This is a genomic window from Brasilonema sp. UFV-L1 (assembly GCF_012912105.1).
Taxonomy (GTDB): Bacteria; Cyanobacteriota; Cyanobacteriia; order Cyanobacteriales; family Nostocaceae; genus Brasilonema.
Genome location: NZ_QMEA01000016.1, coordinates 37,538 through 61,654 on the forward strand (window position 1 = coordinate 37,538; position 24,117 = coordinate 61,654).

Sequence of the window (24,117 nt, forward strand, 5' to 3'; positions counted from 1 at the left end):
GTTCTCGTAGTTTGATAGGGGGGATTATGGACAATAAAAAAGATGAAATTTTGAAACGACGGTCTAAGCTTTCACCCATGCAGCGAGAGTTGCTAGAAAAGCGGCTGCGGGGTGAGGTTGACTCTCGCTCTCGATTAGAGATTATTCCAAGACGTTCTCAAATAAGTCCTGCTCCCCTATCCTTTGCTCAACAACGGTTGTGGTTTCTCCATCAGTTAGAACCCAGCAGTCCCTATTATACTGAACTAGCATCTTTGCGGTTGACAGGTGCGCTTAACGTCGATGCTCTCAAGCAGAGTCTCAACGAGATTGTGCAACGCCATGAAGCTTTGCGTACTACTTTTGAAATGTTCGACGAGCAAGCAGTTCAAGTCATTCACCCCACTGTAACTGTAGTACTGCCAGTGGTAAACTTGTGCTTGATGTCAGAAGCAGTGCGACAAGCTGAAGTTGAGCAGCGAACAACACAGATAACTCAAAAACCCTTTGATTTAGCATCTGGTCCGTTGCTGCGAGCTATGCTGCTACAAACAGGTGTGCAAGAATACTTGCTACTGTTTGCGATTCACCACATTGCCATTGATGGCTGGTCGCTAGGAGTGCTGATCCGAGAAATAGCAGCACTTTACGAAGCTTTCTCTTGCCAAAAGACATCTCCACTGCCTGAACTTCCGATTCAGTATGCAGATTATGCTATCTGGCAACGTCAGTGGATGCAAGGAGAGCTACAAAAAACGCAGCTTTCCTATTGGAAGCAACAATTGGCAGGCGCTTCAACGTTGGCTTTGCCTACAGATCGCCCACGCCCCCCAGTCCAAAGCTTCCGAGGTGCAATTACCTATTTTAAGGTATCACCAACCCTAACCGATATCCTCAGATCCCTAAGTAATCGGGAGGGGGTAACCCTGTTTATGACGTTGTTGGCAGCGTTTCAAACCTTACTATATCGTTACACAGGGCAAGAAGATATCTGCGTTGGCTCCCCAATTGCTAACCGTAATCAAGCAGAGATTCAAGGGTTGATTGGGTTTTTTGTCAATACTCTGGTGCTACGTACTCATCTTTCTAGTAATCCAAGTTTTTTAGAATTACTGGGTAGGGTGCGTGAGGTCTGCATAGGTGCGTATGCTAATGCAGATATACCTTTGGAGAAACTGGTGGAAGAACTTCACCCAGAGAGAAATCTTAATCAGACGCCCTTATTTCAGGTCATGTTTGGCTTGCTGGAAGACACCCAGAAGGATTTGACACTGCCTGGTTTGACTCTAAGTTGGCTCCCCATACATAGTCAGACTGCTAGGTTTGATTTGACTTTGCAGGTTGTAGACGGCGAGTCAGAATTGAGGGGGTCATTAGAATATAATACTGACTTGTTCAATGCTGAAACCATTACTCGGATGGTAGAGCATTTTTATACTTTGTTAGAGGGGATTGTTACCAATCCACAAGCAAGATTGTCGAACTTACCGGTACTGACAGCAACTGAGTTGCATCGGCAAGTGGTAGAGTGGAATAATACTTCTACTAATTACCTTGCAGATGTATGTGTTCATCAGTTGTTTGAGGCTCAAGTAGAACGTACGCCTGATGCTGTAGCAGTAGTGTTTGAAGATGAACAATTAACCTACCGTGAACTAAACGCAAGAGCAAATCAACTAGCACACCACTTACGATCGCTAGGAGTGGAACCAGAGATATTGGTGGGAATTTGTGTGGAGCGATCGCTTTCTATGATCATCGGACTTTTGGGCATTCTCAAAGCAGGTGGCGCTTATGTACCTCTTGACCCGACTTATCCCCAAGAGCGATTAGCTTTCATGTTGTCAGATTCTCAAGTGTCAGTACTACTAACTCAGCAGAAGCTGGTGGAGAGACTGCCTGAACATGAAGCACAAGTAGTTTGCCTGGACACCGACTGGGATATCATTAGCAAACATTGCCAAGATAACCCTACCAGTATTTCTAAAGTCGATAACCTAGCTTATGTTATCTACACCTCTGGCTCAACAGGTCAGCCTAAGGGAGTTTTTGGACTGCATAGGGGTGCAATCAATCGCTTTGACTGGATGTGGCAGAATTATCCTTTTGTCCAAGGAGAAATTTGTTGCCAGAAAACATCCTTAAACTTTGTGGATTCAGTGTGGGAAATTTTTGGACCTTTACTCCAAGGCGTACCCACAGTTATTGTGCCCGATGAGGTTGTCAAAAATCCACAACAGTTTGTAGCTACTCTTGCTCACAACAATGTGACACGATTAGTACTTGTTCCCTCCTTATTACGTGTACTGTTGAATACATACACAAACCTACAGTTCCAGCTACCCCAATTGAAGTTGTGGGTCAGCAGTGGTGAAGCACTCTCAATTGATCTGCTACAACAATTTCGCCAGAGTTTGCCAGATAGCACTTTGTTAAACCTTTACGGTTCATCAGAAGTATCTGCGGATGTCACTTGCTGTAGTCTCAATCCCCATGCACCTTTACCCGAGCGCGTCTTAATTGGTCATGCGATCGCCAATACGCAGATTTATATACTGGATGCAAACAGACAACCTGTTGGAGTTGGAGTAGCTGGGGAACTGCATATAGGTGGGGATGGACTCGCACGTGGCTACTTAAACCGCCCTGAATTGACAGCAGAAAAATTTATTCCCAACCCCTTTAGCGATTTTTCAGCAACGCGTCTGTACAAAACAGGAGACCTAGCACGCTATCTGCCCAATGGAGAGATAGAGTACATTGGACGTATTGACCATCAGGTTAAAGTTCGTGGTTTCCGCATCGAACTTGGAGAGATTGAAGCACGACTTACTCAACATCCTACTGTTGGAGAAGCAGTAGTTGTCGTCAGAGAGGATGTACCTGGAGACAAACGCCTAGTAGCTTATGTGGTGTCTCAACAGGAGTTAACTCCTACATTTAATGAATTACGGAACTTCTTAAAAGAGAATTTGCCTGATTATATGGTACCTGCAGCCTTTGTGCCAATGAAAGCTTTGCCATTGACACCCAATGGTAAAGTTGATCGCAAAGCACTACCAGCACCAGATAGTCTTCACCTACAGTTAGAAACAACTTACATCAAACCACAAACTGATTTAGAAAAATCCATCGCCACTGTTTGGCAGAAAGCACTTAACGTAGAAAAAGTTGGTATTCACGATAACTTTTTTGACCTTGGTGGACATTCATTATTGATGGTGATGGTTCATAGCCAACTACGTCAAATATTCCAAGCAGATTTCTCAATACTTCAACTTTTCAAATATCCAACTATAAGCTCCTTAGCAAAGTTTTTCAATCAAGCCAACAAAAACGAATCACCATCTTTTCATCAAACTGATACTAGAACCGAACAGTTAAAAGAAGGAAAAGCTCGTATCAAACAATTTTTGACAATCAGTAAGAGAGTTCAATCATGAGTACTCAAGTAGCATCCAGTCGGAATGGTTTAGAAATCGCGATTATTGGCATGTCAGGTTGTTTCCCTGGTGCCAAAAATATTGAGGAATTTTGGCAAAATCTGCAAGTTGGTGTGGAGTCAATAACTTCTTTCACAGATGAAGAACTTATATCACGAGGAATAGACCCTGCTATGCTGAGCGATCCTCAGTATGTAAAAGCAGGGGCGATATTAGAAGACGTAGAATTATTTGATGCTGCATTCTTTGGCTTCAATCCCAGAGAAGCAGAAATTACTGATCCCCAACAACGTCTATTTTTGGAGTGCGCTTGGTCAGCTCTAGAAAATGCTGGCTACGATTCTAAAAAATACAAAGGTTTGATTGGGATTTATGCTGGTACAGGCGTTAATAGTTATTTAATTAATCTTTATTCAAATCAAAATATTAGAAATTCTATTGATAGTCAACAGTTGCTATTTGCAAATGACAAAGATTTCTTAACGACACGAGTCTCTTATAAATTAGAACTAGAAGGACCTTCTATTGACATTCAAACTGCCTGTTCAACTTCATTAGTTGCTGTACATCTTGCTTGTCGAAGTTTGCTAGGTGGTGAATGTGATATTGCTTTAGCTGGTGGTGTTGCAATCCGTTCATCACAAAAAGCTGGATATTTGTATCAACAAGAAGGTATTTTGTCACCTGATGGGCATTGTCGTGCTTTTGATGCTAAAGGACAGGGAACTATTTTTGGTAATGGTTTAGGCATAGTGGTGTTGAAGCGATTAGAGGATGCTGTTGCTGATGGCGATCGCATTCATGCTGTCATCATTGGTTCAGCTATCAACAATGATGGCGCTCTCAAAGTTAGCTATACAGCACCTCGTATAGATACCCAAGCAAAAGTGATTACAGCGGCTCAAACGATTGCTGAGGTTGACCCTGAGACAATCACTTATATTGAAGCACATGGAACTGCAACATCTCTAGGAGATCCGATTGAAATTGCAGCACTGACACAAGCATTTCATACCAATACCCAGAAAAAAAGTTTCTGTGCTATCGGTTCAGTCAAGACAAATATTGGACACCTAGATACTGCGGCTGGTGTCGCAGGTTTAATCAAAACTGTCCTAGCCCTGAAATATAAACAAATACCACCTAGCCTGCACTTTGAGCAACCAAATCCTGAGATTGATTTTGACAACAGTCCTTTCTACGTCAACACCACACTTTCAGAGTGGAAAGCAAACGGCATTCCTCGCCGCGCAGGAGTCAGTTCTTTTGGTATTGGCGGAACCAATGCCCATGTAATACTGGAAGAAGCCCCAGTCGTTGAACCTTCTGGTCCTTCTCGCCCGATTCAGTTATTGTTGCTTTCAGCGAAAACCGACTCAGCATTGGAAACTGCAACAGCAAATTTAGTTACTCACCTCAAGCAGAATCCTGACTTAAACCTGGCTGATGTCGCATATACTCTACAAGTCGGTCGTCGAGCATTCGACCATCGACGAATGCTCGTATGTCAGAATTTTAACGATGCAGTAAAAGTCCTAGAAACTCAAGACCCACAAAGAATTTTTACCCAATACCAAGAACCGTGCAACCGACAAGTTGTGTTTATGTTTCCTGGTCAAGGTTCGCAATATGTGAATATGGGTCGAGAACTATACCAAACTGAGTCGGTATTTCGGAAACATGTTGATAAGTGTTGTCAGTTGCTCAAACCTCACCTAGGCTTTGACCTGCTTACTACTCTTTATCCCAGTGAAGAACAAGTACAAACAACAGCACAGCAACTGCAACAAACTCATATTACTCAGCCAGCACTATTTGTCATTGAGTACGCTTTAGCTCAGTTGTGGATGGCATGGGGTGTATCTCCTATGGCAATGATTGGTCACAGCATAGGAGAGTATGTTGCAGCAACTCTTGCAGGTGTGTTCTCTCTAGAAGATGCTTTAGCAGTTATTGCTGCTCGTGGACAGCTTATGCAACAACTTCCATTTGGTGCAATGCTTTCTGTTTCACTTTCTGAGGAAAAGATACAACCTTGGCTGAATGGGAAACTCACTCTTGCTGGAATTAATGCACCATCCCTATGTGTTGTATCAGGTTCGGAAGAAGCGATCGCCAACTTGCAAAATCACTTAACCCAACAAGGCGTGGAGTGTCGCCGATTGCATACATCAGGTGCTTTTCATTCCCAAATGATGGATTCCATCCTGGAACCATTCACAAAGCAAGTTGAAAAAGTTCATTTAAATCCTCCTCAAATTCCTTTCATCTCTAACCTAACAGGAACTTGGATTACAGCAGAACAAGCAATCAATCCCAGTTACTGGGCAAACCATCTACGACAAACAGTGCGCTTTGCCGCAGGTATTGCTGAATTAATCAAACAACCAGAGCAAATATTACTGGAAGTTGGTCCTGGACGAACATTAAGCACTTTTGCCAAACAACAGACTCATGAGTCAATGGTGTTGACTTCAATGCGCCATCCCCAGGATACACAGTCAGATGTAGCATTTTTACTGAACACCTTAGGGCGACTCTGGCTAGTAGGGGTACAAATAGATTGGAACGGCTTTTATGCTCAAGAGCAAAGACATAGAATTCCATTACCAACATATCCATTTGAAAGACAAAGATATTGGATTGAAGCGCAACCGGAAGCCACATCTGTTACAACGCCTCAAGAATTGTTATGTAGAAAGCCAAACATTGCTGATTGGTTCTACATTCCTTCTTGGGAACGAGATATACCACTTGAGTATGTTGACAATCAAAAACAAACAACAGAAAAATCCTGCTGGCTAATTTTTACTGACACTTGTGGAGTTGGTTCACAAATTGCCAAACAACTAGAACAGGAAGGTCAAGATTTCATCACTATAAGTGTGGGTGAACAGTTCACCAAACTTAACTCTCACGCATATGCTATTAATCCTCAAAAACGGGATGACTATGATGCTTTGCTTCAAGAACTGAGATCACAAGATTTGATTCCACAAACTATTGCTCATTTATGGAGCATAACATCAAATACTCAATCACACAGCAACACGCTCAACGAGCATACGCAATCAGCAATTTCAAACTTTGAAAATTATCAATCTTTAGGCTTCTATAGTTTGCTATTCTTAGCACAAGCATTCTCGAAACAGAACATTACAACTCCTATCCAAATCACCGTCGTCACTAATAATATGCAAGAGGTGGTTGGTGATGAGAAGATATGTCCAGAAAAAGCGACTGTATTAGGACCATGTATAGTGATTCCACAGGAGTATCCAAATATCACCTGCCGTAGCATTGATATTGTTATTCCAGAATTAGGAACATGGCAAGCCGATAAGTTGACAAAACAGCTAATAGCAGAAGTCAAAACACTGCCAAGTCATCTGATAATTGCTTATCGTGGCGGTCATCGATGGGTTCAAACTTTTAAAGCCATTCACCTAGATGAAACTGTAAAACAAAAAACTCGATTAAGACAAGATAGTGTATACTTAATTGTAGGTGATTTGGTAGAAGGTCTTGGTCTAAATCTTGCCGAGTATTTAGCTCAAACAGTGCAAGCCAAACTTATCTTAATTGGCACTTTAAATCTACCTGATAAAAATGAGTGGTCACAATGGTTAGCAAATCATGATGAGCAGGATAAGATAAGCAGTGAGATTAGCAAATTACAAGCTTTAGAAGCATCTGGTTTAGAGTGTTTGATAATTCCGGCTGATGTGACAGATGAAGACCAAATGCAAGCGGCAATCAATCAAGCCTATGAGCACTTTGGTGTGATAAATGGGGTGTTTTATGTACCAGAAATTCATGCATCTCAGTCTGCTTTTTCCATTCAAGAAATAAATCAAGAGAATTGTGTTCAGCAATTTGAATCAAAAGTCTATAAACTCTTTGTTTTAGACAAACTTTTGCAGGGAAGAAACATTGACTTTTGTTTAGTGCAATCTTCACTTTCGACAATTTTAGGAGGATTAGGGTTAGTCGCCTATTCAGCAGGTTACCAATTCATGGATGCTTTTGTTCATCAAAAAAACCAGACTGACTCTATCCCTTGGTTTAGTATTAACCGACAAGCTTTTCACTCTGATTCACAAAGAGAGCAAACAGCAACTTCAACAGAATTGGCAATGATTCCAAAAGAAGTTTGGCAATCTTTTGAGCTAGTTTTATCTATGAGTTCAGGGAGTCAGGTTGTTGTTTCAACAGGAAACTTACAAACTAGACTTAACCAAGCCATTAAACTCAAACCCCTAACGCAGTCCAGCGATTCCCAACAATTACAGCAAGAAAATTCTTTACAGTCTCACTCAAGACCAAGTTTACAAACTGTCTATGTAACTCCCAGTAATGAAATTGAGAAAACTATTGCAAACATCTGGCAGGAGCTTCTTGGTGTTGAACAAATTGGCATTCATGACAACTTTTTTGAGTTAGGAGGACACTCCTTATTAGCTGTTCAGGTGACTTCGCGGCTACGAGAAGTTTTTCAAGTGGAATTGCCGCTACAAACTATACTTTTTGATGCTCCCACTGTAGCTGGGCTTGCTGCAGTTATTACTGAAACACAACCCAAACAAGAAGATCTTCAACAAATGGCAGCTTTATTACAACAAATAAAAGATCTCTCACCAGAAGAAATTCAACAAGAACTAGTGACAGATTCTTAGTAAAGATGACCATAATATGAGTTTGAAAGTTGTTGAAATTTTGATTGACAAAGTTTATGAATTACGAACTGTTGAATATTCCTAAAAACAGATAAAAATTTGAATAGTGTTTCTGTATAACTTGAGGAATTGAGAAATGGAATTTAGCTTATTTTATTTTTCTGGAGATGGTTCTAAAATTCAAGCCAACAAGTATAATCTATTAATAGAAAGTGCAAAATTTGCAGATCAAAATGGCTTTTCCGCACTTTGGACTCCAGAACGGCATTTTCACCCATTTGGAGGACTTTACCCCAACCCATCCTTGACAAGTGCAGGACTAGCGATGGTAACTGAGCAAATCCAATTACGTGCTGGTAGTGTTGTCATGCCACTTCATAATCCAGCACGCGTTGCTGAAGAATGGTCTGTGGTTGATAATCTTTCAAACGGTAGAGTTGCTCTTGCTTTTGCTTCCGGTTGGACAGTAGATGACTTTGTACTTTCTAGTCAAAGTCATGCAAATCGCAAAGAAATCATGTGGCATGGAATTCAGACAGTTCAGAAGCTTTGGGAAGGTGAACAAATTGAACTCAAAGATGCAACTGGAAAAGCTTTTAAGGTGAGGACGTTTCCACGACCAATACAGCGTCAACTACCTACTTGGATTGTGTGTCAATCAAACGCAACATTTATTGAAGCTGGTAAAATGGGTGCGAATATACTGACTTCTTTGTTGGGAGGAACTTTAGAAGAAGTCGCTCCACAAATATCGCTGTATCGTGAATCTTTAGCAAAACATGGTTACGACCCGAAAGCAAGAAAAGTAGCAATGATGATACATACTTTTGTAGGAGAAGACTTCAACACTGTAAAAGAACAAGTCAGAGAACCTTTTTGCAATTACTTGAAGACACATATTGACCTTCTTGAAAATTTAGCAAAAAATGCTGGTATCAAAGTGAGTTTAGATAAATTTACAGAAGCAGATATTAATAGTCTTTTACGGTTTGCTTATGAAGGTTGGCTCAAAGGAAGAACTTTAATTGGCTCAAAAACAACTTGTATGCAAATGATTGAGCGTTTAAACCAGGCTGGTGTTGATGAAGTCGCTTGTCTCATTGATTTTCACCCAAATTTTGATGCTGTGATGACGAGTTTATGTTATCTCAAAGAGTTGAAAGATATGTGTAACACCAAGAGAGAAAAAATGGTATCGCTCAGTTAATAAGTTAGTTGCTCTGAAGTAGTCATTTTTTTTGAGTATGAGTTATTGTAGGTAAAGACTAATGAGTGATTTTTCTCAACAAATTGCAGATCTTTCTCCAGAGCAACGGATGCTATTTGAGAAACGACTCAAGCAGAAAGGCTTGAGTCATCTAAAAACTTTAGAAACATCTAAAATAGAAATATCTAAAAGAAAAGACCATAATGAGTTACCTTTGTCCTTTGCTCAGCAGCGATTATGGTTTTTCCAACAGTTAAATCCTGACAATAGTGCCTACAATGTTTCTAGCGCTTTACGTCTTGAAGGTCAGCTGAACGTGGGACTGCTAGAAAAAGTATTTACAGAAATTGTCAGGCGTCATGAAACCTTGCGGACAACTTTTCTAACCAATTCAGAGGGACAACCAGTTCAAGTTGTTGGTTCAGCCTATTCTGTAACATTACCAATTATTGATCTCAAAGAAGCACCTTACAAAGAGCAGGAGGTTCAAAGACTTGCTATTGCAGAAGCCCAGCGACCTTTTGACCTTACCAAACTATTACTGCGGATAACTCTTTTACAGTTGCAAAAGACAGAGTATGTGCTGTTGTTAACAATACATCACATCATCTCTGACCGGTGGTCTATGGGGGTGTTTGTTCGGGAAATGAAAGTCCTTTACGAAGCTTTTTCTAGTGAGCAACCTTCTCCATTACCTCAATTGCCAATCCAGTACGCAGACTGGGCAATTTGGCAGCGACAATATCTGCAAGGAGAGGTTTTAAAAGCCCAGATGGCTTACTGGAAGAAGCAACTTGCTAACCTTCCTATTTTAGAACTGCCCACCGACAGACCTCGAAGCGCCATCGCAACTTATCAAGGTGCAAAACAGTCTTTTGAGTTATCTAAAACCCTATCCAATGCTCTCAAAGCTTTGAGTGCTCAGGAAGGGGTAACATTATTTACATTATTATTAGCAGTATTTAAGGTCTTACTATATAAATATACTAACCAACATAACATTGTCGTCGGAACTGATATCGCTAACCGCAATCGAGTCGAGACTGAGGGATTAATTGGTTTTTTGATCAACACTTTAGTGTTGCGTACTAATCTGTCTGGAAACCCTACTTTTCTGGAGTTACTTGATCGCGTCCGTAAGGTAACCCTGGGGGCTTATGACCATCAAGACCTCTCGTTTGATAAGCTGGTGGATGTTTTGAATCCAGAGCGAAATCTGAGCCAAATGGTACCCTTGTATCAGGTCAAATTTGATTTGCAACTAGCGCAAGTGGAAGCATTGGAGCTTTCGGATCTAACTGTGAGTCCCTTAGCTTTTGATAATCGGACAGCAAAGTTTGAGCTACGTTTCAACTTATGGGAAACAGAGCAAGGAATAAAAGGACTGGTTGAATACAGTACTGATTTGTTCGATATCACTACCATAACTCGGATGGTAGAACATTTTCAGACCTTGCTAAAGGGTATTGTTGCTAGTCCACAGCAGCGCCTTTCCGAGTTATCGCTCTTAACAGAAACCGAGCGACGCCAGTTAGTACTGGAGTGGAATGACACTCAAGCTGATTATCCCACAGATACCTGCATACATCAGTTATTTGAAGCTCAGGTAGAACGCACGCCTGAAGCTATAGCACTGGTGTTTGAAGACCAACAGTTGACCTATTGGGAACTAAACTCAAAAGCAAATCAACTAGCACACTATTTGCAAAAGCTAGGTGTAGGACCAGAGGTATTGGTGGGAATTTGTGTCGAGCGATCGGTGTCTATGATCATCGGACTTTTAGGCATCCTCAAAGCGGGTGGTGCTTATGTACCGCTAGATCCAGCATACCCACAAGAACGTCTAGCTTTCATGTTGTCGGATTCTCAAGTTTCAGTACTACTAACTCAGCAGAAGCTGCTAGAGAGACTTCCTGAACATAAAGCACAAGTGATTTGCTTCGACACCGACTGGGATATCATTAGCAAATATTGCCAAGATAACCCCACCAGTATTTCAAAAGTCGATAACCTAGCTTATGTTATCTACACCTCTGGCTCAACAGGTCAGCCTAAGGGAGTTTTTGGACTGCATAGGGGTGCAATCAATCGCTTTGACTGGATGTGGCAGAATTATCCTTTTGTCCAAGGAGAAATTTGTTGCCAGAAAACATCCTTAAACTTTGTGGATTCAGTGTGGGAAATTTTTGGACCTTTACTCCAAGGCGTACCCACAGTTATTGTGCCCGATGAGGTTGTCAAAAATCCACAACAGTTTGTAGCTACTCTTGCTCACAACAATGTGACACGATTAGTACTTGTTCCCTCCTTATTACGTGTACTGTTGAATACATACACAAACCTACAGTTCCAGCTACCCCAATTGAAGTTGTGGGTCAGCAGTGGTGAAGCACTCTCAATTGATCTGCTACAACAATTTCGCCAGAGTTTGCCAGATAGCACTTTGTTAAACCTTTACGGTTCATCAGAAGTATCTGCGGATGTCACTTGCTGTAGTCTCAATCCCCATGCACCTTTACCCGAGCGCGTCTTAATTGGTCATGCGATCGCCAATACGCAGATCTATATACTGGATGCAAACAGACAACCTGTTGGAGTTGGAGTACCTGGGGAACTGCACATAGGTGGGGATGGACTAGCACGTGGCTACTTAAACCGCCCTGAATTGACAGCAGAAAAATTCATTCCCAACCCCTTTAGTGAACAACCAGCGACACGCTTGTACAAAACTGGGGATTTAGCACGTTATTTGCCAAATGGAGAGATTGAATACTTAGGACGTATCGACCATCAAGTCAAAGTTCGTGGTTTCCGCATTGAACTTGGAGAAATTGAAGCAGCCATCAGCCAACATCCAACAGTCCGAGAAACTGTAGTTGTCGTTAGCTCAGATTCAGGCGATTCTCAACGAATAGTCGCTTATGTCGTCCCCCAAAAAGAGCAAACCCTGACAATAACTCAACTGCGGGAATTTCTGGAGTTAAAGCTGCCAAACTACATGATACCAGCAGCTTTTGTGATGCTAGAGGCACTGCCACTCACACCTAATGGTAAAGTAGATCGCAAAGCATTGCCTGCACCAGATACAGCACGTCCCGAGTTGAAAGCAGTTTATCAGCCACCCCAAACTGAAGTCGAAAAAACTATTGCTACTATCTGGCAAGAAGTACTTCAGATTTCGGACGTAGGAATCCATGATAACTTCTTTGAACTCGGCGGACACTCATTACTCTTGGTTCAAGTTCATAGCAAATTGCAAAACATCTTTCAGCGAAATTTCCCCTTAGTTGAAATGTTTCAATATCCAACGATAAATCGCCTAGCTACATATCTGGGTCAGGAGTCAAGCGAACAAGAGTCTTTTACACAACATTCTCATCGCTCTGAAAGCAGAACCGCCTCAGTACAACGCCGCAAACAAGCAAGAATTGAACATCGAACAGCACAAAAAGGTGTTTCATCTCAATAAAGCAACTGTAGAAAATCAAATTCTTCAAGGATACAAGATGACATTAAGCAAACAAGAAATGGCAAACCAAAACTACTTTCTTGAAACTGAGAAAGCACCACATTATGATATTCAAGAACAAGTGAGGCAACTGTTTGCTTCATCTAGTCATACTACATTTCTTGAAGAAGAAATAAATAAAATAACTAATAAATTTTCTCAAGATTTTTTAAGCACCCTTGATGCCAACACCGACATTGATTTAGACTCCTTATTAGGAAGTTTTTGTGATAGTCAAATACCTGTTCAACCTGCTCATGTTGAAAGCTATCTCCAATACTTAGGCAACAACGTTGTTGCTCACTCAATACATACATCTTCCCCAAAATTTATCGGTCACATGACCTCGGCGCTTCCCTGTTTTGTGCGTCCCCTTGCCAAACTGATGACGGCAATGAACCAAAACGCCGTCAAAATAGAGACAGCTAAAGCCCTCAGTTTCTGTGAACGTGAAGCTTTGGCAATGTTGCATCGATTGATTTACAACTTCGACGATAATTTCTACGCTCAACATATTCAAAACAATCTAAGTACACTAGGAATCTTGGTTTCTGGCGGGACAGTGGCAAATATCACGGCGCTTTGGTGCGCCCGGAATAATGCTTTGGGACCAAAAGATGATTTTCTTGGTGTAGAAAAAGAAGGCTTAGCCGCAGCCCTAGATTTCTACGGCTACAAAGGAGCAGCGATTATTGGCTCTGAATTGATGCATTTCTCTTTTGATAAAGCTGCAGATTTGATGGGTATTGGTACGCATCGTTTGATTAGAGTCCCTACTGACAGTAACAATCGAGTTAATATACAGGCGCTACGCCAAGCTGTTATGGAGTGTCGTGCCCAAAACCTGCTTATTATTGCAATTATAGGCGTTGCTGGCACCACAGACTCAGGTGGAGTGGATTCCCTTACAGAAATTGCAGAGATTGCACAATCCGCGAATGTTCATTTTCACGTAGATGCTGCGTGGGGTGGACCACTGATTTTTTCCCAACAACATCGGCATAAGCTTGCTGGTATCGAACGGGCTGATTCAGTGACCATTGACGGACATAAACAACTATACTTGCCAATGGGCATTGGTCTGGTCTTTTTCCGCGATCCGCATATAGCAAAAGCAATTGAAAAGCAAGCAAGCTACACCATACGTAAGGGATCATTTGATTTAGGTAAACGTGCTTTAGAAGGTTCTCGACCTGGTATGGCTTTATTTTTGCATGCTGGGCTGAATCTGATTGGACTTAAGGGATATGAATTTTTGATTGATGAAGGAATTCGGAAAACTCAATATATGGCAGATCGTATCTGTACCATGCCTGAGTTTGAGTTGTTAGGAGAACCTGATACTAACCTGCTTCTCTATCGATATATTCCTGCGCCATTGAGAGAGCTTGTTGCTAAAAAACAGTTGACTCAAACCGACAATCAACTCATCGATGAATTTAATGAACGCCTGCAGAAAATCCAGCGCCAAATTGGTCGTACTTTCATTTCACGGACGACAAAAACAACTACTAGCTTTGGTAAAGAAATTCCTATCATTGCCCTACGTGCAGTACTTGCCAACCCATTAACTACAGAAGAAGATATTGATGCAGTTTTAAATGACCAGATTCAAATTGCTTCAGAAATTGAAATTTCAAATTTTCAAGAAGCTGGTGAGAAATCAGTCCAGTTTCAGTGAATATAATTAGTTGCTTTTTCAGATGTAGGACTTACGCAAAAACTTCTTCATGATTTTGATTGCATAAACCAAAGAGGTACAAAAACAAACCAAAAGAGGAAAATGCGTAAGTTTTAATATGAAACAAAAAAGCTTAATCTCTAAAAACATCTAAATCAAATATTAGATAAGATAAATTTAGTGTCACTTATTTTATGAATATCAATAACTTTAATGATAAAGACGAAATAGCTATCATCGGTATGACGGGTCGTTTTCCTGGTTCTCAAAACATTGACCTTTTTTGGCAAAACATCCGAGATGGTGTAGAGTCTATTTCTTTTTTTACAGAAGAGGAACTTGTATCACAAGGAATAAACTCTACAGTATTCAATGACCCTCTGTATGTAAAAGCAAGCACTGTTATAGAAGATATAGAATTATTTGATGCTTCATTCTTTGGCTTTTCTCCTAAAGAAGCTGAAATAACAGATCCACAACACCGTCTATTTCTAGAATGTGTTTGGTCAGCTCTAGAAAATGCTGGCTATAACTCAGAAACTTATACTGGTCAAATTGGTCTTTTCGCTGGTGTCACTTATAGTTCTTACCTCCTTTCCAACATATATTCTAACCGCGACTTAATAGAATCAGTAGACGGTTTCCAAATTTTTATAGGTAATGATAAAGACCACCTACCCACACAAATTTCTTACAAGTTAAATCTCACTGGACCAAGCATTAATGTTCAAACGACTTGTTCTACATCATTAGTTTCTGTTCATTTAGCTTGTCAAAGTTTACTGAATGGGGAAAGTGATATTGGATTAGCTGGTGGTGTTTCAATAAAAGTACCACAAAAAACTGGTTATCGATATCAAGAAGGAGGAATAAACTCTCCTGACGGACATTGTCGAGCTTTTGATGCAGAAGCTAAAGGAACTATTTTCGGCAGTGGTTTGGGTGTGGTAGTTTTGAAAAGATTAGAGGATGCGATTGTAGATGGTGACTTTATTCATGCAGTTATTAAAGCCTCGGCTATCAATAACGATGGTTCTTTAAAGGTTGGTTACACAGCGCCGAGTGTAGATGGTCAAAGGGAAGTCATTTTAGAAGCGCTTGCTTTAGCTGGAGTTGAACCTGATACGATCACATATGTGGAGACACATGGTACTGGAACTCCATTAGGAGACCCCATTGAAATCAAGGCTCTTACACAGGCTTTTCGTGCTAGTACCAACAAAAAAGGATTTTGTGCGATTGGTTCAGTAAAAACTAATGTCGGACATTTGAATACAGCTGCTGGTGTCACTGGCTTAATCAAAACAGTACAAGCCCTGAAAAATAAACAAATACCGCCCAGTTTGCACTTTAGGGAACCCAATCCCCAGATAGATTTCGTCAATAGTCCTTTCTACGTTAATACCAAATTATCCGACTGGAAAACTAATGGAACTCCTCGTAGAGCAGGAGTCAGTTCTTTTGGTATAGGAGGGACTAATGCCCATGTTATCTTGGAAGAAGCGCCAGTTATTGAACCCTCAAGTACTTCACGTCCCTGGCAATTGTTGCTAATCTGTGCCAAAACCAGTACAGCCTTAGAAACTACCACAGCCAATTTAGCTACTCACCTCCAGCAATATCCCGATATTAACCTGCCTGATGTCGCTCACACCCTACAGGTAGGTCGTCGAGCATTTGACCATCGTCGCATGGTAGTATGTCACGACTGGGAGGATGCAATCAAAGCGCTGACATCCCAAGACCCACAACGTGTTTTCACTTACCACCACAAATCCAGCCACCGTCCAGTCATCTTCATGTTTTCAGGACAAGGAGCGCAATATGTGAATATGGGGCAGGAACTGTATCAAGTCGAACCGACCTTCAAAAAACATGTAGATACTTGCGCGCAGATTCTCCAACCCCACCTTGGTCTTGACATCCGCCATATACTCTTTCCAGAAGAAAAACACACCAAAGCAGCTTCTCTACAACTACAACAAACAGCAATTACCCAAAGCGCACTGTTTGTTATTGAATATGCCCTCGCCCAGTTATGGATGGAATGGGGAGTACGTCCAGAGGCGATGATTGGTCACAGCATCGGGGAATATGTCGCAGCAACAATTGCAGGTGTCTTCTCACTAGAAGATGCCTTAGCAATTGTCGCTAAAAGAGGACAATTAATGCAACAATTGCCCACAGGCAGTATGCTGGCAATTCCACTTCCAGCACAAGATGTCCAATCGCTTTTGGATGTCCACACGGGCGATGCTCCAGCTCTTAGCCGCCCAAAGGGCGATCGCGCATCTATAGAGATAGCAGCAATAAACAGTCCATCCTCGTGCGTAGTTTCCGGTTCCATTGATGCTATAGCCTCTCTCCAAAACCAATTATCCTCACAACAAATAGAATGTCGGCTATTGCACACATCTCATGCGTTTCATTCCCACATGATGGAACCAATTTTAGAACCATTTGTGCAAGCCGTGGAAAAAGTGAAGCTAAACCCACCGCGTATTCGCTTCATTTCTAATGTCACTGGTACGTGGATACAAGATGAACAAGCTACAAATCCCAACTACTGGGGTCAACATCTGCGACAAACTGTGAAGTTTTCCTCCGGGATATCTCAACTGTTAGAACAGTTTGAAGGTGTTTTCCTTGAGGTGGGTCCGGGACGAACGTTAAGCACATTAACAACACAGCATCTCAAACCAGAAGCAAAACAAATTGTGTTGACTTGTTTACGTCATGTCAAAGAACAACAATCAGATGTTAGCTTTTTATTACAAACATTAGGTCGGTTGTGGCTATTTGGTGTAGAAATAGATTGGTCTGGATTTTATACTCACGAACGGCGTCATCGCTTGCCTTTACCTACCTATCCTTTTGAGCGACAAAGATACTGGATTTCACCTAAAAAACAAGGAATTGATGACCGTGCTACATCTGTGTCACTGGGTAAAAAGCCCGACATCGCCAACTGGTTCTATATTCCTTTTTGGAAACCATCTTTACCCCCAGTACCCCTGAATCAGGAGAAATTAGCAGAGCAAAAATCTTGTACTTTGGTGTTTATCGATGAGTGTGGTTTGGGTACTAAACTGGTTCAACGATTGGAACAACAAAACCAGGCTGTCATTACCGTAAAAGTTGGAGGTGAGTTCACCAAGCTCAACGAGTCCCAGTATACCCTAAATCCTCAAAACAATTATGATTACGATGCTTTAATCCAGGAACTGTTAACACAACAGAAATTACCAAAAACGATTGTTCATTTGTGGAGCATCACTCCTATAAATGATAAAGAATTAGAACTTGAAGAAGTTGACAAAGCTCAAGAAACAGGATTTTACAGTCTACTATTTCTTGCCCAAGCTTTGGGAAAACAGGAAACTACAGATGAAGTACAAATCACAGTTATTTCTAATAACTTACAAGCAGTAACAGGAACTGAGGTGCTTTGTCCAGAGAAAGCAACTTTACTTGGACCAATTAAAGTTATATCTCAAGAATACTCAAATATTAGATGTCGGAGTCTTGATGTTATTCTTCCTGAAATTGGAAGTTGGCAAGAAGAAAAACTTGTAGAACAATTATTGATGGAACTGACAGTCCCCACCTCCGACAAAGTGGTTGCTTACCGAGGTATTAATCGTTGGGTGCAATCTTTTGAGCCAGTGCGCTTTGATTCAGCGAAAATTGGAAAGGCACGATTAAGGGAAAAGGGAGTCTATCTGATTACAGGTGGACTCGGAGGTATCGGACTTGTAATGGCAGAATACTTGGCGAGAACTGTGCAAGCGAAACTGCTGTTGATTGGACGTACAGCTTTGCCCAACCGAGACGAGTGGGAACAATGGTTGCTCACCCACGATGAGACTGATAGCACCAGCCGCAAGATTCTCAAAGTACAAGAACTCGAACAGTTGGGTGCAGAAGTTTTGGTGGTGAGTGCTGATGTGAGCAATACACAACAAATGCATTCGGCTATTGCTCAAGCTGAGTCAAAATTTGGTCAACTTAATGGTGTTATCCATACAGCTGGAGTTCCTGGCGGCGGTGTGATTCAGCGAAAAACGCAGCAAGAAGCCGAAAGTATTTTAGCTCCCAAAGTCAAGGGGACATTGGTTCTGGATGCTATTTTAAAGGACATTCAATTGGATTTGTTTGTCCTGACATCATCAGCTGCTTCAATTCTGGGGGGATTTGGACAGGTAGACTATTGTGGAGCGAATGCTTTCCTTGACGCCTTTGCTCATTCTAATTCCTCGAAACGTGGCACATTTGTCACAAGTATAAACTGGGGTGCTTGGCAAGAAGTTGGGATGGCGGTAAACACAGCATTACCTCAACAACTTCAACAATCGCGTGCAGAAAATCTTAAGCAAGGAATATTACCTGATGAGGGTATGAACGCTTTGACACGCATTTTAGGAACAACAATACCCCAAGTTGTTATATCCCCTTCTGACTTGCTGAATTCACTAGAGCAGCATAGTTCTTATGATGAAGAACGAGTTCTAGAATTTTTAGAAACTGTTAATGAATCACGCTCTAAATATCCACGACCTGAACTAAGTAATGATTATGTTGCTCCCAGAAATGAAATTGAGCAAAACATTGCTACTATCTGGCAAGAGGTTCTTGGAATTAAAGAGGTAGGTCTCTATGATAACTTCTTTGAATTAGGTGGAGATTCACTACTCATAATTCAGGTTCGCAGTAAACTTCTAAAAACGTTAAACAAAAATTTATCAATAGCTGACCTATTTGAATATTCAACCATAAGTGCTCTAGCAGAATATCTTGGAAGAAAGCAGCTTGAAGAGCCAACATTTCAGCAAGCTGATGAACGTGCCAGCAAAAAAGAAGCGGCTATGCAAGAAAAAAGACAATTAATGAAACAAAGGAGGAAGGCAGATGGATAATCAACAAATCCATGATTCCATCAAAGGCATAGCCGTCATCGGTATGGTCGGTCGTTTTCCTGGAGCCAAAAATGTTGATGAATTTTGGCAGAATCTGTGCAATGGGCAAGAATCGATTTCTTTCTTCAGTGATAAAGAATTAGAGGATTCAGGCATAGACCCAGCATTACTAAGCAATCCCAATTATATCAAAGCCGGTGCTCGTCTTTTTGACATTGAGCTGTTCGACGCTCCCTTTTTCGATTTCTCCCCAAGGGAAGCCGAAATCATGGACCCGCAACAACGTATTCTCCTTGAGTGTGCTTGGGAAGCACTAGAAACTGCTGGTTATGTTCCTGGATCAGACAAAGGGTTGACTGGTGTTTACGTAGGAACTAACCTAAGTGTCTATTTGCTAAGCAAATTCAGTTCTAACCCTGACCTAATTAAATCGATGGGTTCATTAGTTGAATTGAGTAACGGTCAGCACTATCCAGCTACAAGAGTTTCATACAAGTTAAACCTGAAAGGACCGAGTGTAAATATCAGCACAGCTTGTTCTACGTCATTGGTAGCTGTTCATTCGGCGTGTCAAGCATTGCTGAACTACGAATGCGATTTGGCTTTGGCAGGGGGTGTTTCAATACAGTCTTCACAAAAACAAGGTTATTTCTATGAAGAAGGGGGGATGACTTCTCCTGATGGTCACTGTCGCGCCTTTGATGCTAAAGCACAGGGAACTATTTTCGGTGACGGAGTGGGTATTGTTGTTCTCAAGAGATTAGAAGATGCCTTAGCAGACGGTGACTGCATTCACGCAGCAATCAAAGGTTCAGCCATCAATAACGATGGTGCAGCGAAAGTGGGTTACACAGCTCCTAGTGTGGGTGGTCAAGCTGAGGTGATTGCTGAGGCTCAAGCCATCGCTGGGTTTGCTCCTGAAACAATCACTTACATTGAGGCTCACGGAACCGGTACAGCCTTGGGAGATCCTATTGAAATTAGTGCCCTTAAAAAGGTGTTTGAAGCCCGCACTAAAAAAAAGGGCTTTTGTAGAATCGGTTCAGTAAAACCTAATGTTGGACATTTGAATATAGCTTCTGGTATGAGTGGCTTAATCAAAACCGTCCAAGCCCTGAAAAATAAACAAATACCTCCCAGTCTGCACTTTGAACAACCAAATCCTGAGATAGATTTCGCCAATAGTCCTTTCTACGTCAATACTACGTTGTCAGAGTGGAATACCAACGGGACTCCTCGCCGAGCAGGAGTCAGTTCTTTTGGTATAGGAGGAACTAATGCCCATGTTATCTTGGAACAAGCCCCAGTTGTTGCGCCCTCAAGTACTTCACGTCCCTGGCAGTTGTTGCTATTGTCAGCCAAAACCAGTACAGCCCTAGAAACTGCAACGGCAAATTTAGCAAATCACCTCCAGCAATATCCCGATATTAACCTGCCTGATGTGGCTCACACCCTACAGGTAGGTCGTCGAGCATTTGAGCATCGTCGCATGGTAGTATGTCACGACTGGGAGGATGCAGTCAAAACGCTGACATCCCAAGACCCACAACGTGTTTTCACTTACCACCACAAACCCAGCCACTGTTCAGTCATCTTCATGTTTTCTGGACAAGGAGCGCAATATGTGAATATGGGGCAGGAACTGTATCAAGTCGAACCGACCTTCAAAAAACATGTAGATACTTGCGCGCAGATTCTCCAACCCCACCTTGGTCTTGACATCCGCCATATACTCTTTCCAGAAGAAAAACACACCAAAGCAGCTTCTCTACAACTACAACAAACAGCAATTACCCAAAGCGCACTGTTTGTTATTGAATATGCCCTCGCCCAGTTATGGATGGAATGGGGAGTACGTCCAGAGGCGATGATTGGTCACAGCATCGGGGAATATGTCGCAGCAACAATTGCAGGTGTCTTCTCCCTGGAAGATGCCTTAGCTATTGTCGCTAAAAGAGGACAATTGATGCAACAATTGCCCACAGGAAGTATGTTGGCAATTCCACTTCCAGCACAAGATGTCCAATCGCTTTTGGATGTCCACACGGACGATCGCGCATCTGTACAAATAGCAGCAATAAACAGTCCATCCTCGTGCGTTGTTTCCGGTTCAATTGATGCGATCGCCACACTTCAAAACCAATTATCTTCACAAGAAATAGAATGTCGGCTATTGCATACATCTCATGCGTTTCATTCTGTGATGATGGAACCCATTTTAGAACAATTCGTGCAAGCCCTGAAAAAAGTGAAGCTAAACTCACCGCGTATTCACTTCATTTCCAATGTCACTGGTACGTGGATTACGGATGAACAAGCTACAAATCCTACTTACTGGAGTCAACATCTGCGACAAACTGTGAAGTTTTCCTCCGGTATATCTCAACTCTTGCAACAGTTTGAAGGTGTTTTTCTGGAAGTGGGTCCGGGGCGGACGTTAAGTACATTAACAACACAGCATCTTCAACCAGGAGCAAAACAGCAAGTTTTAACTTCTTTAGCTCATGCTAAAGAGCAACAATCAGATGTTAGCTTTTTATTACAAACATTAGGTCGGTTGTGGCTTTTTGGAGTAGAAATAGATTGGTCTGGATTTTATACTCACGAGCAACGTCATCGTCTACCTTTACCCACTTACCCTTTTGAGCGACAAAGATACTGGATTGATGCTAAATTTCCATCATCTTCTCCAAGTAATAAGCCAGTAACATTAGACAAAAGACAAGACATTGCTGACTGGTTCTATATTCCTTCATGGAAACGTTCTTTACTACCGAATTCAACTTTCTCATCTGACGAAGAAACAGGGAATGAGCAGTGGTTATTGTTTATTGATGAATGTGGGGTGGGTTCCGAGTTAGTTAATAGACTCCAACAGAGTGGTAAAAATGTCATTGTGGTGAAGGTGGGAGAGCAATTCACTAAATTAACTGAGGGAATTTATGCGATTCATCCCCAAAATCGTGATGACTATGATGCGTTGTTCCAAGAGCTGATTACACTAGGTAAAACTCCGCGAAATATCGCCTATTTATGGAGTGTAAGTACGTTAAATACTCCCGAAGTAGATGAATTTTTAGAATTCAAAAGTTTGCTATTTTTAACGCAAGCCATTAACAATCAAAAAATCACTGATCGTTTGCAACTCTGGGTTATATCGAACCATATCCAAGAAGTCAGTGGTAATGAAACTCTCGACCCAGAAAAAGCAACGGTGTTAGGGTTGTGTAAGGTGATTCCTCAAGAGTATCCTAATATTACTTGTCGGAGTATTGATGTTGTTTTAACAAACAAGAGAGACGCACGAAGCGTGGAGAGAAGAGGAGATTGTGACAGTCATCTTATTGACCAAGTTATAAATGAGTTTAGTGCTTTATCGTCTGACTTGGTTGTTGCTTATCGCGATCGCTATCGCTGGGTACAAACATTTGAGCCAGTACGTTTAGAGTCAGCAGTTGAAGAAAAAACACTACTCAGAAAACAGGGTGTTTATCTGTTTGCTGGCGGACTGGAAAGTATTGGAGTTGTCCTAGCCGAATATCTAGCAAAAACTTTACAAGCGACACTCATATTTATCGAGGATTCCACTTTTCCAGAAAAAGAAGAATACTCACAATGGTTAGAAACTCACACTACTGAAGATGAAGTGAGTCGCAAAATCCAAAAACTCCAAGAATTAGAGAAATTGGCTGCAGAAGTTTTGGTATTGCGTGCAGATACAACTAATTATGAACAAATGCACCATAGCCTTGCATCTGAAAGTATTGGTCAAATTCACGGAGTTATCTATTCAACTGGAATCAGCCGCAAAAATATATTTTTATCAATCGCAGAAATTGGTAATCTAGAGTTAGAACAACTGCTTGATTCTCAGCTTCATAAGATTGCTGTCTTAGAAAAAGTCTTACAGAATCGAAAGTTAGATTTTTGTATCATTCTTTCTTCTTTATCTTCGATTTTGGGAGGATTTGGGTTATCTTTATATGCAGGAGTTAATCAGTTAATAGATACCTTTAGTCAGAGACATAATCAAACTAACTCTCTGCCGTGGATTGTCATAAATTGGGATAAGTTACAACTCAATGCAACCCAAGAACAAAAAACACTTGGACAAGCATCTGGGATGGAATTAGCCATCACTGAGACAGAAAGCGTAGAAGTATTTAAACGGATACTCTCTTTAGGAGAGGGAACTCAGGTTGTTGTTTCGACGGTAGATCTTAAAGCCAGGTGCAAGCGTACATTTAATATCAACTCTCTACCAGATTCAAAATCTTCCAGTCAAGTAGACTCATCCTCAAGCTATTCTAGACCTAACCTTGGTAATTCCTATGTTGCTCCGACTAACGAGTTAGAAAAACAAATTACTGAAATCTGGCAAGAAGTTCTTGGGATTGCACAAGTTGGTATTTACGACAATTTCTATGAATTGGGAGGAGACTCCCTGATTGCAACTCAACTCGTTTCTCGATTACGAGCAAAGTTTCCAGTAGAGTTACCATTGCGTGACCTTTTACTGCAAGCAATGATACCACGATTACAGGCAGAAATGATTGAACAACTTTTGATGGAGAAAATTGAAGAATTATCAGAAGAGGAAGTTGCAGTTCTTTTGGCTAATGAAGCAAGCTGAGTAGTATAAAAGTTACCAATCTGGTTAGAAATCAGTAAATTTATTCCCATTTTCTTAATGATTTGACTTAAAAC

The 24,117-nt window shown here is 41.4% G+C and carries 7 protein-coding genes; all 7 read left to right on the top strand.

The window, feature by feature from the left end; translation table 11 throughout:
* The first annotated feature begins 26 nt into the window (after positions 1-26).
* Positions 27-3,422, top strand: a complete 3,396-nt coding sequence (locus DP117_RS07565; RefSeq protein WP_169217707.1) for a non-ribosomal peptide synthetase — start codon at positions 27-29, stop codon at positions 3,420-3,422.
* Positions 3,419-8,098, top strand: a complete 4,680-nt coding sequence (locus DP117_RS07570) for a type I polyketide synthase (RefSeq protein WP_169217708.1) — start codon at positions 3,419-3,421, stop codon at positions 8,096-8,098. Before DP117_RS07565 ends, DP117_RS07570 begins: the two co-directional genes overlap by 4 nt.
* Positions 8,099-8,234: 136 nt before the next feature.
* Positions 8,235-9,305 carry an LLM class flavin-dependent oxidoreductase gene (locus DP117_RS07575; RefSeq protein ID WP_169217709.1) on the top strand — a complete coding sequence of 357 codons (1,071 nt, stop codon included), beginning with the start codon at positions 8,235-8,237 and terminating at the stop codon, positions 9,303-9,305.
* Positions 9,306-9,366: 61 nt separating this feature from the next.
* The gene (locus DP117_RS07580) at positions 9,367-12,774 is read left to right on the top strand and encodes a non-ribosomal peptide synthetase (protein ID WP_169217710.1); all 3,408 of its coding nucleotides are present in this window, start codon (positions 9,367-9,369) and stop codon (positions 12,772-12,774) included.
* Positions 12,734-14,494, top strand: coding sequence for a pyridoxal-dependent aspartate 1-decarboxylase PanP (gene panP, locus DP117_RS07585; protein ID WP_248277578.1), 1,761 nt, complete (start codon positions 12,734-12,736; stop codon positions 14,492-14,494). Before DP117_RS07580 ends, panP begins: the two co-directional genes overlap by 41 nt.
* A gap of 194 nt (positions 14,495-14,688) precedes the next feature.
* Positions 14,689-19,410, top strand: a complete 4,722-nt coding sequence (locus tag DP117_RS07590; protein ID WP_169217711.1) for a type I polyketide synthase — start codon at positions 14,689-14,691, stop codon at positions 19,408-19,410.
* Positions 19,403-24,043 carry a type I polyketide synthase gene (locus DP117_RS07595; RefSeq protein WP_169217712.1) on the top strand — a complete coding sequence of 1,547 codons (4,641 nt, stop codon included), beginning with the start codon at positions 19,403-19,405 and terminating at the stop codon, positions 24,041-24,043. Before DP117_RS07590 ends, DP117_RS07595 begins: the two co-directional genes overlap by 8 nt.
* Positions 24,044-24,117 lie beyond the last annotated feature (74 nt).